Genomic DNA, 13,121 nt, shown 5'->3' on the forward strand with positions numbered 1-13,121 from the left:
ATATATGACAGAATAAAAAAGATGGTTTGTAACCATCTTTTTTATTTTTACATCAGCTCAAAAGAAAAGTAGAAGGCAGGCTTTTCATTTCTTATTTTCTTAAGAAGTTTGAAAAGAGAGGCTTGTTAATGAAGATTCAACACTTAAATCATCTTTTAGTGCAATTGAGAAACATGCAACTAATGGTAAAGTAATAACAATTGATCCACTAGGACTAATTACAATTGTAGGACTTGTCCCACATGTGCCCCCACAATCCACTTCTGCATCAATTCCACTACCAGGGGTAATTGTAATTTTAAGACACACATCTAAACAAACATTATTCGTAGTACATGCCATAACTCTCCCTCCTTTCTCTTAACAATATATGCAGTTTATCGAATTTAGACACGACTCTCCTACTAAATTTTATAAATTAGCTGCTATTTTCTTATCAGTTTTATATATGTTTAATTTATTATTAAACTAGATAAATTAATTAATAAATTCAGATCATCTTTTACTGAAATAGAAATACATGCGGTAAATGGTATTACATTAAAATCAGATGAAAATTCATAATTGCACCTTAGAGATATTTCTGCCCCAACATTTGGATAGACCTTAATTTCTAAATACATATTAAAACACCTTTTATTGATGTAAGAAAAGGTATTCCCTCCTTACTTGCATCTGATATTAAGTTATATAGAACTTATCGTTACTTCTTTATTTATTTTTCACTTGATATACTTAAAATAAGTTAAAATAAAAAAGTAAAAACCTCTTCATGTATTTTAAGAAGTTTTTACTTTTCACTTACACCTGAACCAAAATGGTCACTTTTTTAAATTTTGTTTTCATTCGAATACTCAACTTATACTCTATCCGTTACTATTCTACGCTTATTAGTAAAGTAGCTTCCAAATTAAAATAAATCTTTAAAATCCCTATTCTTTAGTAAATATGAAAGCCCTTCTACATGATCACCGGTAATTCTCAATACAGCTGGTGGATGTCCTACTGTTGCAAAGTGCTCATTTGGACGAATACGATTTGGTTTCATTACATCTACAAAATGGACACATTCAACTTTATATCCTTCTAATATTGCCTTTACTTGCGCAACACACGCTGTATGAAGAGTATCCCAGCCAATTCCCTCTAAACATTTTCGACTAATAGCGTGGGGAACAGCAATTGTAGATCCCACTCCTAAATCTTTACGGTTACAAGCAATATTCAACATATATTTATATAAACTTACAATATATAGAGGAAATCTAAGATTTAAATTTAAATCATTTAAAACCATATCAACACCATCCGCAACAGCCTGCGTTAATGGATGAAGGTCTTTTGCTGGAATGGCAAAATCAGCATCAATAAAGAGAAGTATATCCCCTGTGGCTTCTTGTGCACCAATTGCCCGTCCTACATCATGCCCTAATCTTTCTTGATAAACAATTACTGTTGCTCCTAATTGTTTTGCGATTACTTCTGTCTGATCTGTTGATCCATTAATGACAACAATTATTTCTTTCGGTTCAACTTTTCTTGCCTCAAGAATAACTTCTTTAATCGTCGCTTCTTCATTTTGTGCCGGTATAATAATTGATAACTGTTTTCCATTATAAATTGATGAATTCATACCCCATCCTTTATGGAAACGCGAATAATTCTTTTGTTTTTTTAGCTGCTCTATAATTTCTCTTTTTCTTCCTCCATCTGTATAGTTACCTCTATCATCTTTTCGTTGTAACCAACTTTCCAAAGCTTTTACATTCTCTTTAATCTCACATACTTCTAATTTAGTTAATTCATTTTTATAGAAAGAGGTTTTGTTTGCGGGTATATTATTCAAGGAGGTGTTAGTGATGGCTGACGAGGATTGTAGTCGCCACCCTTTCTCAATAAGAGTTACTTGGGACAGAATAGGGTTCTGCAAGATATCATATCCAATGTCTTCAATTGCTTTTTTAGTAATAGCATATGGCATAGATAACATCGAATCATATTTTAAATCCATACGCCCCAATACATCGTTTACTATTTTTCTATACACCATAGCAATGCTTGGCCATTCTACTCTCATCTTTTCAAAACATACAGAGTCTATGTTATTCAAGATTACATCCTGTTCCTTTTTTAGTAGTGGTTCTATAAATCGTTCTAATTCTACCGAAAAAATAACATCTTCTCCATTTAAAAATAAAATTACATCTCCATTAGCGATTTTCGCCCCATAAACTGGTGCTTTCCATTTATTTTTCTCTTCAATAACAACAACGTTACTCTCAACAAATGTAGGTATGGATTGTATCGCACTCATTCTATCATCAGCTACAATGATAATTTCTAATGGTTTTATATGGTGCACTTTGTTTAAAATTTGATTCAATTTCGATTTTTCTTCTCCTAAAACTATAACGACTGACAGTGCCACTTCTTTTTGTTCTTTTTTTACAGTCTGATTAGGCTTTACTTTTTTTATATATTCAATTGTTTCACTCTTACCTACCGCTGCATGCCCTGCTTTTTTATCGAAATATAAGTCTATTACAATTTGATTTACTTCTGTATCTTTATCCAGTTGTTCTAATTCAGAAATGAATGGTATTAAATGATTTTGCACATCAAATTCACACGCGAAATTTTGCAAAAAATAAATATTCGGTACATATTTAATGTGATTAAAAAATTTCACAACATTAATTCTTTCGCCAAATTTCTCCTCAACTTCTTCTCTTGATAAACCTGGATAAGACAAATCGAAAACTAGATTTATTGGTACAGGTATCCATTTTAATAAATTTGTTTGAGGATTATTAATTAAAACTGTGGAGCCCTTAACGAATCCAGCTAAAATTAAAGACATAAACCCTCCCCCGGAACTGCCATAAAACAACACATTTTTCGAATCAATTTTTAACTTTGTAAATAATATTTCTAAAATATTTGCTATATCTTGTAAGTAAAATCTATCTAACTCCCCTTGTCCCCAACCTAAAGATAATTTTCCAAGATATAATGTAGGATCATTATAATATATAACAGTATCTTCAAACTCTTCCATCCAAGAATGTCTATGAAAAATAGGTGGACCGATTGGCTGTTCTTGAAATCCACCTGCTCCGGATCCAAAAACAATAGTGTTAGAAGCACCCGGCTTAATACGAATTAAAAATTCATACGTTACTTTACCCCAATCAACCTTGAGTATAAATGGTTCTGTAGTTTGAAAATCCATTTGCCATAATTCTTCATATGAAATGTTAATTTTTTTGTACTGGTCTAACAGTTTAATCACCCTTTCCATCTATTTCAAGGTGTTCTATTAAGTAAGAGAGAGCTTCAACGTGATCACCAATTATTCTTAATACCGCTGGAGGATGTCCATTATGACTTACATTCTCCATTAAACGAATTCTATTCGGTTTTACAACATCAACGTAATGTACACATTCTACTCTATACCCTTGTAATATAGCTTTTACTTGTGCAAGACTAGGGCATAGTAAACTTTCCCAGCCTATTGCATCTAAACATGATCTACTCATAGCATGTGGAATTGCTACTAATGAGCCATTACTTAATTCTGGACGATTATATGCTAAATTAAGCATATACTTTACGACGTCTACAACATAAAACGGAGGATGTAACATCGGATTCAAATCATTTAATGCTATGTCTACACCCGCTGAAACTGCTTTTGTAAAGTGATGCAAATTACTTCCTGAAACACTAAAATCACCATCAATAAATAAAAGGATATCTCCTGTAGCTTCAAGTGCTCCAATAGCACGTCCAACATTATGACCAAGTCGTTCATTATATTCAATAATAGTAGCACCAAGTCTTTTAGCAATATTGGCCGTTTGATCTGTCGAACCATTTACAACGACAATTATTTCTAGCGGTTCTATTTTTCTTGCCTCAAGTATTACTTGTTCTATAGTCTCTTCTTCATTTTGCACTGGTATAATGACAGAAAGTTGCTTCCCGTCATAAATTGATGAATTCATACCCCATCCTCGATGATAAGAAGGATATCGCTTGCATTCACCTAACTTTTGAATAATATCTCTTCTTTTTCCTGCATCAGTAAACCCTACTCTTTTTCCCTTTTTCTCTATCCATTTAGAAATACTGATTAAATATTTTCCCACTTTCTCCCTTTCGTTTTCTGACAATTCTTTTTTAACTAAATAACCTTCCTCTTCTAACGTTTCATCTCTAGATAACGTTTTTATTGCATATTGATCGTTAATCCGCCAGCCTTGATTAACTATGTTCATATGAGCTAGAACGATATTTTTTATATAATCAAAGCCGATATTTACCACTACTTCTTTCGTAAGTGCATATGGTAATGAAAGTATTGAATTGCTTTTTAAATCTGGTCGACTTAAAATTTCATTTAACATTTTTCTCCAAACAATATCCATATTTGGACATTTACCAACTTCTATAAATTTATCTATTTTGTTTAATACTACATCAGCCTGATTTGTAACAACTGGCTCAATAAAATTCTTCATTTCATTTGAAGATAATAAAAAATTACTATCTACAAATAACAATACATCTCCTTTAGCTGCCTTTACAGAAGCTTCATACCCATCATAATACGTACTATATTTATCCATCAAAACAATATGGCATTTATGTTTCTTTGCTATTTCATACAAATTACTTCTATCGTTAGGAACGAAAATTATAATTTCAAGAGGATTTAGCTTCCATATAGATTGAATTGACTCTTCTAATATTTGTGCTCTTTCACTATACAAAATAATAACCGTTAACGATTTCATTACACGCCCCCTTTACACATCATGTGACATAAAATATTAAGTATTACCATTTCCTATGAATTTGCTACTTTATTAACATATTCAAAAGTGAATTATACTGTGTAAAAACAACCGTCTATTTTTGAAAATATAAGTTCTGCACTTACCTCCTTCCTCTTATCATTGTTTGTTACAACTCTCACCATTTAAAAACAAAAAAAGTCCTAATTTCTTTAGGACTCTATTAAACAAATTTATCAATATTATTAATTTTATATACTACCTTTTTCCATGTTATACCGCGATCTGTTGTAGTAAATATTTCTTTTTTATTACACGCCCAACCTTTACGCCGATTAAAAAAATGCAAACAAAATACATTTTTTAACAATGGATTACTTGATACTTTTATCCATTTTGATCCTTTTTTTATTATTTGATATACACTTCCATTTTCACTATTTATAACCCAGCCATAATAGGAACTAAAAAAAGAAACAGCCACTTTACTAGTATTTATTGTTTTATTTGAAATATGCCACGAATTCCCCTTATCAAATGAGTAATTCATTAAAAATTTATCATCATTCATTTTAGTTGGTATTACTAATAGGTTATTTTTGTAGATTGCTTTATAAGCCATAGCAGTCCCAGTATTAATCCCTTCAAGACTTGGAATATCTTTTATAGCTTGCCAACTTTCCCCACCATTTATTGTTTTAAATACCGTTGATGTTTCATAATGTTTTTGTAATGAAATAAATCCGACTAAATCGTTTATAAATGTTATCCCTGAAATACTATCACTAATACTTATATTTTTTATTACTTTCCAAGCTTTCCCTTTCGTTTTCAAATAGTATAAATTATGTTCAAATTTATTTGATGCAAGCTTTCTAGATAATACAATCCATATACTATCCATATTCGTAGCATGCAATTGCACTTGAACATCAGTCGATTTCTCCCAATCTTCTTCAACCGGTAAAATAAACTCACTCCATCTTTCCCCTCTATTAACTGTATAAAATATAGCTGGCAATAGATCGTCATTCGTTTTTGTTAAACCATATGCCCAAGAGCTTCGAGCGTTTATTGGATATGCAAATAATACAATTGAATTTAGAGGATTAACAACATCCCATTCTACTCCTCCGTTTCGAGTATATAAGATGGCTTGCTTTTTATTTGCATATTGAATACTAGCCCAACCATATTTATCCGTTCTCATTTGTAAAGAAGTAAATTGAATATCATTATTTTCCAATATATCACCTCATTCTTATTATTTATATATTCGTATGCTATTATTTTCAAAACGTTCTATCACTCGTTGTTAGTACCACTCGTTTTATCTACTATCTTTATATTTACTTTCTCTTTTCTTCAACAGTAAAATATCATTCAATCATGTATCAAATATAATGAAATCCCTTCTATTTTTTTCGTTATCATTTACCAACAACTGTATTTTACAAAATTCAACTATAAAAAATGCACCCCAATTGTAAAACTATTTTTAACAATTAGAGTGCACTTTATATAAAATTTAGCTTTTAACTTTTAAGCACTTACTACAGCAGCAACTTTATCCATACAAGAAATAAATTGAGTAATAAATGCATCAATTTCTTCTTTTTTAATTATATATGGAGGAAGTAAACGGATGATATTCCCTTGTGTAACATCAACTAACATCCCTTTCTCCATTAGCTCTACCTGTAATTTCTTTACATTTTCATTCGTATCATTCAAACTAATTCCAAACATCATACCAGCATGGCGTACTTCCTGAATATAATAAGAATTTTCTTTCTGAATTTCTTGCAATTTATCATTTAGATAGTGTGACGTTTCATACGCTTCTTGCATTAAACCATCGTCAATCAATGTGTTTAATACCGTTAACCCTAAAGCGGTTCCCATTGAAGAATGAGCAAACGTTGTGCCGTGATCTCCTGGTGCAAATACATCACATAACTTTTCACCTACAATAATTCCGCCAAGCGGTATCCCGCCTCCTGCTCCCTTACCAATTTGAATAATATCCGGAGTAATATTGAAATTTTGATAAGCAAATAGTTTACCAGTTCTCCCCATACCACTTTGAACTTCATCAACGATAAGAATAACATTATATTTATCACATAAGTTTTGAACACCATGTAAATATTCACTTGATAAAGGGTATATCCCCCCGCTTCCTAATACAGGCTCTAGCATAATCGCAATTGGATTTTCTTTAACGATTGTTTCTTCTAATTGCTCTATATTCTCACGCTCTACTTCATATACCGGAATCGATGTTTTAGGAAAATTTTGATATACACTTTCTTGTCTCGTAAAATGAAGTGCTCCTAACGTACGCCCATGGAAACTATTCTTCAGCACTACGATTCCTTCACGTTCCTCTCCCGTATTAGCTCTATATTTATCAATTAATTTTAATGTCGTTTCTGTCGCTTCCGTACCAGAGTTTGTAAAAAAGACCTTTCCGTTTTTTAAAGAGCAGTCAACTAATTTCTTTGCATACTCAATCGCAACTGGATTTAAAAAATGAAATGGAAGATGCAACGATTTCGTAACTTGTTCCATTGTCATTTGCACGATTTTCGGGTGATTGTATCCTAATACATTCACTCCGACACCAGAAAATAAATCTACATATTCTTTACCATCCACATCATATAGTTTGCAACCTTCTCCTCTTTCTATCGCAACCTTCGTACGACAATACGTAGACATCATATATTCTTTATCTAATTGAAACCAATCCGACATTTTAAATTCCTCCTAGTTATTTTCCCTGTTTATTTATGTTCATTCTCTATAAAGTCATGTATAAATTCATTTTTCAGATTAAAATTTTAATAGTAATTTTCTTCACGATATTCATTTTTCCATAATTTCTTCTATTTCAACAGGTCCACTACATGTGCATTTTTTTCATCTAGCGGTCTGTTACCATTTTGGACTTTGCGTGTCATACATAATCAAGGCTATGAAATCATATTTAGTAACAATGGACAAAAAAGATTTGGAGGCTATATAGATGGATGAAAACTATGATAAACAGGGGCAATCTTTACTAGGGAATGACTTTAATGAAAATAGAGAACGTAATGAACAAGCTATACTTCACTCACAAACAGTTGGTTCACGTGGACCTATTCTAAAGCAAGATAGTGTACTTCACGAGACGCTACAAGAATTTATTCACGAAAAAATTTTAGAAAGACCTGTTCATGTAAAAGGATTTGGTGCGTTCGGTTATTTTCAAACGATCTATCCAATGTCTGAACATACTAAACTACGTTTTTTACAAAATTCTAATGCGAGAGTTCCTGTTATGGTGCGATTTTCATTAGCCGTTAGTACGAAAGGAACACCTGACACTTCTAGAAATGTACGCGGTTTTTCTACAAAGTTTTATACAGAAGAAGGCATTTTCGATCTTTTATGTAATCACATCCCTGTCTTTTCCGTTCGTGATCCGATGCGTTTCCCTGAAACGATTCAAGCGTTGTTACCTTCACCTATAAATAACTTAATAGACCCTAATAGATTTTGGAGCTTTGTCGCTAGAGCGCCTGAATCCATTCATTTCGTTGTTCATTTATATTCTGATGCTGGTACGGCCAAAAGTCTTCGCCACATCCCAGGACATAGTGTTAATACATATGTATGGAGAAATGCAGAAGGTAATCGAAAGTATGTAAAGTATCATTGGTACCCCTTTGAAGGTGTACAATACATTACTAGTGAGGAAGCGAATAAACTGGCTGCTGAAAACTCTGATTATAGCGGGAAAGATTTATATGATGCAATTGCAAATGGTAAACCAGTAGAATACGGTTTATATGTCCAGCTCATGGATCCGAAAGATGAAGCACATCTTTCTTATGACCCTTTAGATGATACAAAAGTATGGGATGAAAAGAAGTATCCTCTTATACCAGTAGGCAAAATGGTATTAAATAAAAATCCTGAAAATTATATGGAGCAAGTAGAAAAAGTCGCCTTCTCCCCTTCTAATTTACTAGACGGTGCAGAACTATCAGATGATAAAATGCTGCAAGGGCGTGCTAACATTTACAGTGATTCTCAAAGAAGAAGAATTGGTTCCGAATTTCGCAAATTGGCGATTAACAAACAGCAAAATTGGACGCCTGCTAATCAAATAACGAGCGGTGACGGAAGATACGTTGAAGGTAAACTTGAAAGAACTTCTATTACGAAACAGGATGACTTTACGCAGCCTAGTGAATTTTATGCGAAGTTAAAACCGATAGAAAAAGAACATCTTGCTAAAAACTTAGCTAGTGATTTGAAAGTTATATCCCATGATATTAGGAAGATAGTTTTGGGGTATTTCAATCAAGTATCAACTGATTTGAAAACAAGCATTGAGACAAAAATGAAAGAGCATTAAGAAGATTAAAACATGCTTTACGAATGAGAATTCAAATCTATATTAATTATTTTCTTGTCAAAATCCAATGAAGTTATTTAATTTAAAAATATAAAGCCAATATATCCCTGTTCTATAATTAGAACAGGGATATATTGAAGTAGTTTAATGTTTAACATTAAACTACTTTATTTAGCTAAAAAATGCAATAAGTAGCCTTTCAAAACAAACTATTTTACTTGTACCGTATAATTCCCTGTTCCACCACCATACTTATATACACTTAAGTAATATTTCCCTGGCTTTGCATTATAATTTCCAAGCAATTTGTTTCCATCACGTTTTGTTGCATAAGCTACATAATTATTTAGATCTGATTCAGAATATAATACCCAGTTCAGTCCAAGATTTTGTTCGTTCGTAACAGAAATCTGTAAATCTTTTTGATCCTTTACATCAATAACAAATTTATCCCCCTGATCTTGATCGCTCAAGGTTCCTTTTAACAAAATATTCAAGGATAGTGGATTTGCTGTTTCAAATGAATTATTTGGTTCTTTTTCTACAGCCGTACCTTCTTCTGTATTCACTCCGCTAAACACAACATCATATTCATATTGTCCAGCATTATTTACACGGTAATTTACAAAATAAGCAGTCAATGTTTTATATCCAGTCCACTCTTTTCCTGAAAGGCGTTTCAACATATCATTTGTTGCTTCATTCATCACTTTCCAGTCCTCAACTTCTCCTTTAGCCGCACTTCCTGTATATGTCCCCTGTAGTGTAAATGTATTAAAGAATTGTGATTTATTCTTTGTTACTTTCACATCTTTTAATTTCGCTTCATTCGTAATATCTGAAGTAACGTCCGAAAGCGATTTTGGATCATGCTGAGTTAAATACTCATCTGATACTTGTGGAATTGTATACTTATCGCGATTATCAATAAGCATTTGCATATAAGATTGATATTCTTCATTTAACTTATTATCTTTGCTTAATGTAACACGGTATGCATCGTAACTTGAAACATCATTTGCGCGAATTAAATCATGTACTTTATCGAACATTTCTGGGCGTTTATTATACATATATGATTGCAGTGCAAACGAATAATTATAAAAATCCCACGTTCCATATTTCGCATTTAATGTTTGTGATGCTGTATAACGGTTTGCAGGATCATTAGATAACCCACCAATTATACTTTTTCGCGGTACTACACTATCTAATCGCGTTGCACCTGCAAAGAACTCTGCATTCCCTTCTTCAAACCATGTTAAACGTTCATTTTGATACATTTCTCCTTGTCCCCATAATCCTTGAACTTCGTACCTTCCTTGTAAGTAGTGCGTAAATTCATGGCGGAACAATTCTTCCAAACTATAAATACTTTGCTCTGGTGTACGTTCATATGTAAAGAAAGTCCCTGTCCCTTCAATATAAATCCCACCATTATTCGTTTCATACCCGTACAGTTGACGATTAAATTGATACTCATCTGGGCTATTATAAATAACCATCGTTAACACATCATCAGCATGTCCACTTTCAAGTGGTTTATCGCTACCAACTGTACGATAAAATTGAGAACGCACTTCTTTTGCCGCCCAGTATAGACGTTTAATTTTCTCTTCGCTAACTTTATCCCCAGCTTTAAAGACAATTGCTCCATCGTCAAACGTATACGTTTTCGGTAAATATTTCTCTTTACCCTCTTCTCGAATTTGATCTAAATTTACAGTTTTTCCGTTCGCATCTATTCCTCCATAATTTGTAGTAATTTGTTCTGCCGCAACAAAGTATTGCTCTCCTAAATATGGATAAATTCGCATTGCATCTGTAACAACTTGTTGTCCTTTTGTCGGCGTGCTATGAAGCTTGCCCAATCGGCCAGCATAGTAAATTCCGTTATTTATTAACCATCCATTTTTATCTGATACAGTACCAATAAGTGCGAAACGACTTACTTCATTAATAAAGTTATCGATATTTCGATACCACATCGTATCTTTCGGCTCTTTTCCAGTCGTGTACATATCCGTCTGAATATCAAAGTCAATTCCCTTCATCAACTCATATATAGCATCTCCTTTTGTTCGGTCTTCAATGAAAGTTGCAAGATTATCGTTATATTGTTTAAAAATTTCACCTGCATATAAAACCGTTTCAACATCTGCTGATGCATTTCCAATTAATTTTCCATATGATGCAATTACTTTATTTTGTTCTGATGTACCAAGTTTGAAATTTGGATTTTTTGCAATTGTTTTTAAAGCTGGTAAACATTTATCATGGTAGCTACGCTCATTTAGTTTGCTTAATTCATCATGGTAAAAACCTAAATAAAATGCTGCACGTAGAGCTTCTACTAATGTTTCAATCCCTTTTGAATCATCTTTCGTATAAGCTTGTCCTTGTTCTGCTAGTTTATTAATAATCGCTTGCATTCGGTTATCATCTTGATAGAATTTAAGACTATCACTATTAAACTGAAATAATTCCGGAATTTGATACCATTTAATTGTCACAAGAAGATCAGTTAATTGTTTGTTATTTAATTGATTTAACTCAGCCATCGAATACTTTTTTTCTTCAGCTAACGGTTTAATATTATCGGTTGGTGCTAGTGGACGCTGCGATAAATCCGCTAATTTTAACCGTTTTGTAAAAGATGCATTTTCTTGTACTTTTGAAGGGTGCGCCAATTCATCAACAGATTTCTGTATTCCTACCGGCTCCATTTGTAATACATTCTTCACATTTTTCTCTTTTGTCTCTGCTTGAATTTGCAAACCATTACATGTTATTGTCACTAGTCCAACACCAAGAATCCACTTAGAAATTTTCGAATATTTAACCATACCATTGCCCCCTAGTGATTTAAAAGAAAATTCAGAATTTTAAAATCAAAAAACACTTATTTGTATGTATTTACAGTTCCGCTATAAATACAACTATGATCAATAATGCAATAGTAGCTTGTTTTATACTATTACGAGTACAGATTCCTTACATACAATCTCCCTTCGTTACATTTAGTACAAGCAAAAACTGTGCCAATCATATTAATCATATTTCTTATGAATAGCCAACATTCTTTTATAAATACTGTAGAATAAAATATACATAGGTGGTTCGGCAATGTATAAATCATTTGACACAAAATCTAATGTTTATGAAGAACAAATTCATTGAATGTTATAAGTTCATTAACCAGTAAATAATTTTCAACTAACAACATCCCCAATTTTTAAATCTCTCAAAAAAGGTAAACAAACATATTCCATAAAGCTAATATGTTCGTTTACCTTTTTCTATTTCAAATCAACAGCAAAATATCGTTGAATAAAAATAGTATTAATAAGTATTTTGTTATTCATTTCTCTTTTTTAGATAATCTTTTTCACATTGTAACGGTTTGAATTTCACTTTTTTCCCTTTCTTCTTTTTCGTTTTTATAACGAGCCATTCCCCTTTTTCAACGTCTAGTTTAAGGCGTTTCATTACATTAATATTATCTTTTTCTTTATAAAGTAAAAATGCTTCTTGCGCCCTCACAAATAAGCTGGGCTGCTCGCTAAATCCACCACTATCATAAATTTTAGTTAGCGAATTATAATAAGAATCATTTTCCTTTCCACCATACATCAAATGGGCAGCCTCCAGATCTCTTTTACTTACTTCCAAAAAACTGTGTGCATCAATATTTAAATCAAACGTAGATTTAATGTCCCTCATAATGTTTTTCACATACTTCTCATCTCGAATTTTCCTTTTTTCAAGACAATCAGAAGATAACCTTGGTGCATCTGATTGGGAATGTACAACGTGTTGTATCGATACACACAAAATAAATACGCTTAAAATGTAAAATATTTTTTTCATATTTACATATCACCTCAAATGATTTATATACTATATCA

Annotated in this window: 8 protein-coding genes; 1 reads left to right on the forward strand and 7 read right to left on the reverse strand. The window is 32.2% G+C overall.

Annotation, left to right across the window (positions count from 1 at the left end):
* Window positions 1–99: 99 nt before the first annotated feature.
* The 5 genes from DM800_RS23995 to DM800_RS24015 form a co-directional block, all read right to left on the reverse strand.
* A complete protein-coding gene (locus DM800_RS23995; protein ID WP_000752473.1) occupies window positions 100–342 on the reverse strand; it encodes a hypothetical protein in 243 nt (80 codons plus the stop codon).
* 568 nt (window positions 343–910) lie between these two features.
* The gene (locus DM800_RS24000; RefSeq protein WP_137015277.1) at window positions 911–3,232 is read right to left on the reverse strand and encodes a bifunctional glycosyltransferase/dipeptidyl aminopeptidase/acylaminoacyl peptidase; all 2,322 of its coding nucleotides are present in this window, start codon (window positions 3,230–3,232) and stop codon (window positions 911–913) included.
* Window positions 3,233–3,284: 52 nt separating this feature from the next.
* On the reverse strand, window positions 3,285–4,802 hold the full coding sequence (locus DM800_RS24005) for a glycosyltransferase family 2 protein (RefSeq protein ID WP_147787750.1): 1,518 nt from the start codon (window positions 4,800–4,802) through the stop codon (window positions 3,285–3,287).
* 223 nt (window positions 4,803–5,025) lie between these two features.
* Complete coding sequence (locus DM800_RS24010) at window positions 5,026–6,048, reverse strand: hypothetical protein (protein WP_147787751.1); 1,023 nt, start codon at window positions 6,046–6,048, stop codon at window positions 5,026–5,028.
* A gap of 296 nt (window positions 6,049–6,344) precedes the next feature.
* Entirely contained in the window at window positions 6,345–7,562 is a 1,218-nt protein-coding gene (locus tag DM800_RS24015) for an aspartate aminotransferase family protein (protein ID WP_088063827.1), read from the reverse strand.
* Window positions 7,563–7,833: 271 nt separating this feature from the next.
* On the opposite strand from DM800_RS24015, the gene DM800_RS24020 reads away from it, so the two are divergent.
* On the forward strand, window positions 7,834–9,213 hold the full coding sequence (locus DM800_RS24020) for a catalase (protein ID WP_147787752.1): 1,380 nt from the start codon (window positions 7,834–7,836) through the stop codon (window positions 9,211–9,213).
* Between the two features lie 209 nt (window positions 9,214–9,422).
* On the opposite strand, the gene colA is transcribed toward DM800_RS24020, so the two are convergent.
* Complete coding sequence (gene colA, locus DM800_RS24025; protein WP_147787753.1) at window positions 9,423–12,059, reverse strand: collagenase ColA; 2,637 nt, start codon at window positions 12,057–12,059, stop codon at window positions 9,423–9,425.
* Between the two features lie 511 nt (window positions 12,060–12,570).
* Window positions 12,571–13,083: a hypothetical protein gene (locus tag DM800_RS24030; protein ID WP_147787754.1), complete on the reverse strand. Its 513-nt coding sequence runs from the start codon at window positions 13,081–13,083 to the stop codon at window positions 12,571–12,573.
* Between the last annotated feature and the right edge of the window lie 38 nt (window positions 13,084–13,121).

The organism is Bacillus sp. AY18-3 (genome assembly GCF_008042305.1).
In the GTDB taxonomy this organism is placed as follows: Bacteria; Bacillota; Bacilli; order Bacillales; family Bacillaceae_G; genus Bacillus_A; species Bacillus_A wiedmannii.

Excerpts from the sequence above, each read along its gene's own strand:
- DM800_RS23995 (WP_000752473.1), bottom strand. The coding sequence starts at position 342 with ATGGCATGTACTACGAATAATGTTTGTTTAGATGTGTGTCTTAAAATT.
- DM800_RS24000 (WP_137015277.1), bottom strand. The coding sequence starts at position 3,232 with ATGGATTTTCAAACTACAGAACCATTTATACTCAAGGTTGATTGGGGT.
- DM800_RS24005 (WP_147787750.1), bottom strand. The coding sequence starts at position 4,802 with ATGAAATCGTTAACGGTTATTATTTTGTATAGTGAAAGAGCACAAATA.
- DM800_RS24015 (WP_088063827.1), bottom strand. The coding sequence starts at position 7,562 with ATGTCGGATTGGTTTCAATTAGATAAAGAATATATGATGTCTACGTAT.
- DM800_RS24020 (WP_147787752.1), top strand. The coding sequence starts at position 7,834 with ATGGATGAAAACTATGATAAACAGGGGCAATCTTTACTAGGGAATGAC.
- colA (WP_147787753.1), bottom strand. The coding sequence starts at position 12,059 with ATGGTTAAATATTCGAAAATTTCTAAGTGGATTCTTGGTGTTGGACTA.
- DM800_RS24030 (WP_147787754.1), bottom strand. The coding sequence starts at position 13,083 with ATGAAAAAAATATTTTACATTTTAAGCGTATTTATTTTGTGTGTATCG.